A 3,164-nucleotide genomic window follows, 5' to 3' on the forward strand; every position below is an offset into this window, starting at 1 on the left:
CATGCCAAATAATCTTAAAAAAACTCTTGGATGTTTAGCAATTTTACTGTATCTTATCATTGTGTATAGTCTCTTGTTGGTTAAAAATCAAGTTCTATACACGCTTTATAAAAAATATCAACCCCTCCCTGTAAGTAATTTCCAATTCTATATACTTACGCAAGAGGTCTAGTCTTCTTTTTGGGCAATTCAGACTTGCTATGCAGCTTTTGTATGTCTTGATATCCGGTATCAGTAATAGCTTTATAGAAGGATTTATCTTTGTTCTCGACTCTTTGAATAACCTAAAATCATGCCGTTTACCATTTGTAAAAGCAGTGCATATAACTTGCTTGCTTTTCTTATCAACAACAACTTGAGTTTTTAATGCACGCCTCCTTTTTGCCTGAATAATACCGCTTTTGCTTGTTATTCCGATTTTAATCCTTTTCTTATTCTTAACCCTTGTTTTTTAGGACGCTCTATCGGCGTCTCTGTCGCATCTATGAGTACAACTTCATATTCCATATCATGGAGTAAAGCTTTCCTTCCAGGTAATGCAAACTCTTGGCGCTTTACTAACGTATCTTCTATCCACCTGATATTTCTATAACAACTGCTCTCTGATATTCCATAGGAAGAAGCAACATGAAAGTATGCGCGATACTCTCTTAAGTATTGCAAAGCCATTAATAGCCGATCTTCTATCAATAGCGCATTTGGCTTCCCGTCTCTTGCTTTTTTCCGCTTCTTCAAGTATTGCTATCATCTTTTTAAACGTAGATCGCTTCACATCGCTTAACCTTCGAAACTCTCCATCTTTATAATTCTTTATCTTTTCGTATTTCATCTTAACCTCTCTTATAGAGGTTAGTTAATACCTATCCCTTAGGTTATGCAAGAGGTCTAATATTTTATGAAAAGTCTAGTTTCCGAAGAGGTCTATTATTTGACAAGGTTAATAGGCACTCCAAACGTTATTCAAAGGCTATGGATATGATATTTCATTCGTTATACCTTTTATTCAACAAACAAATTCTTTTGTTTATGTTTAGTTAGGAATGCTATAGCAGAAGGGATGGATATTATTGACTGTAGAAATAAATTGTAATAAACTCAATGTAGTTTTGATTAATGATGATACAATGAGATTTGCTGTTATTTTTTTTCTGACATGCGCCGTACACACCCATTGCTACGCCATTACTAAGGAATTTAAGGATTCATTAAAGTGTATAAGATATTTTAGACATTTTGAATCAAAATACAATTTACCGCCAGATTTGTTGCATGCAATTGCATTGCAGGAATCTAGTAAGAACGTTGATGGTGGCGTGCGCACAGTGTGGCCATGGACGGTGAATACTAAGGGTAAGGGTTATTTTTTTCAAACTAAACTGGAAGCTATGCGCTTTGTGCGGCAAGAGTTATTAAGCGGGAATGATGTGATAGACGTAGGTTGTATGCAAATTAACTTACATTACCATCCCAATGCTTTTCGTACTCTGAATCAAGCTTTTGATCCGAGGGCAAATATCGAATATGCGGCAAAATTTTTGCAAGAGAAACACAAGCAGCTTGCCAGTTGGAGTAAGGCCATTGCGCATTATCACTCAGCCAACCCGCATCTTGGAGGAAGGTATGGAGCATCTGTTATTAGGATATGTGAGAACATGGATGCGCATAAAACAAAATTGATACGTCATATCAAATATCCCTCAACTTCTCGGGCGATGTCTAGAAAAGCTGTCGCGAATGTTGCGAGTGACGCAGGCAAAAATCCTTCTCTAGTGGTACTTTCTAAAACGACCAGCAACTTTGCCGCGCAAGCTAAATTACGCGACGGCGACAAAAGCAAAGGGAAAAGCAAAACAATGGCCTTAAACGATGTACGTAGAAGCAAGACTCCTCATCACTCACCTCTCAACAAGGATAGAGCTAAAATTTCTGCAAACGGCAAAGCTCTAACTGCGAATCCTAGACAAAACACAAAGAAAATGGTAAAAAAGGTCAATACGAGTAGTGTCTAATCCAATGTAGATTTTGGGGATTTGGAAATTGTTATAAATTTTGATAAATGTAAAAATAAAAATTTAAGGGGTTATTTGTATGGCTTATAGCACAAAAGTGATGGATCATTACGAAAATCCACGTAACGTAGGATCTTTAGATAAGAATGCTCACAATGTAGGTACCGGCATCGTTGGTGCACCATCATGTGGTGATGTAATGAAATTGCAAATTCAGGTAAGTGAAACTGGCGTTATTGAAGATGTGAAATTTAAAACTTTTGGTTGTGGTTCTGCTATAGCAGCTAGTTCTTTGGCTACTGAGTGGATCTTAGGTATGTCGCTAGACGAGGCTGGTGGAGTAAAAAACGAATCCATCGCGGAACATCTTTCTCTCCCGCCTGTTAAATTGCACTGTTCATTACTCGCCCGCGAAGCAATTCAGGCAGCTATCAGAGACTACCGCGCAAAACGGACGTTGACGCAACAGCGGAAGGAGAAGGTTGAAGTGGCGAGCTAGAGACGCAACCCTCCTCGATTGCATATGCTCTTTGCTGAGCGCCCTCGTTGCTATATAGTAATTTAGATGCTTGGTTATAACTGTTCCCAGCTTCTAAATATTCTATTACTTTTTCTCTTCAATCATTGCTATAGCTTTTTGTCATTTTTCCTTTCATTATAACGAAAAATTATATCTAATTCAATCTAAATTACTATAGTCAAGATTAATTTGGCACGAGCCTAGACAATATAAACTCTGCCATAGCCACGTCCTGGACCCCAATACCTGAAAAATCTGCAATTATGTTTTGATATTTTCAGAGATACCTGATTTTAGTGCTGCGCCTTAGTACCGGGCACATAGTTGCTTAAGCTTTGAATTTAAAGGATTGTTAGACATAATAGATCTGAGGAAAAAATCAAAAATTTCGATGAATTTTGATTGCATTAATATTTTTCTTAAAAAAGTAAGAACCAGTCACGCAAAAGGTTGAAGTATTGGAGGGACATCGTTATGATTGGCATCAAAGGGAGGATATGAGATGTCAACGAGCTATACGAGTGATTTAACAGATGAAGAATGGGCCGTAGTCGAAAAGATAATTTACAAAAGAAGGGGGAAACAAGGCAGGTCGCCCCCTAGGGATGCCAGACGTTTATGGGATGGTATATTTT

General features: G+C 37.7%; 2 protein-coding genes and 1 pseudogene. 2 read left to right on the forward strand and 1 reads right to left on the reverse strand.

Annotation, left to right across the window (positions count from 1 at the left end; all coding sequences use genetic code 11):
• Positions 1-167: 167 nt before the first annotated feature.
• Positions 168-829 (reverse strand): annotated as a pseudogene (locus Sarmat_RS06345) (IS5 family transposase); the annotation flags it as partial.
• Between the two features lie 238 nt (positions 830-1,067).
• On the opposite strand from Sarmat_RS06345, the gene Sarmat_RS06350 reads away from it, so the two are divergent.
• On the forward strand, positions 1,068-2,009 hold the full coding sequence (locus tag Sarmat_RS06350; protein ID WP_202149924.1) for a lytic transglycosylase domain-containing protein: 942 nt from the start codon (positions 1,068-1,070) through the stop codon (positions 2,007-2,009).
• 79 nt (positions 2,010-2,088) lie between these two features.
• The gene (gene iscU, locus Sarmat_RS06355; protein ID WP_202149925.1) at positions 2,089-2,508 is read left to right on the forward strand and encodes a Fe-S cluster assembly scaffold IscU; all 420 of its coding nucleotides are present in this window, start codon (positions 2,089-2,091) and stop codon (positions 2,506-2,508) included.
• The last annotated feature ends 656 nt before the right edge of the window (positions 2,509-3,164 follow it).

It is taken from the genome of Candidatus Sarmatiella mevalonica, assembly GCF_016751895.1.
GTDB lineage: Bacteria > Pseudomonadota > Alphaproteobacteria > Rickettsiales > Rickettsiaceae > Sarmatiella > Sarmatiella mevalonica.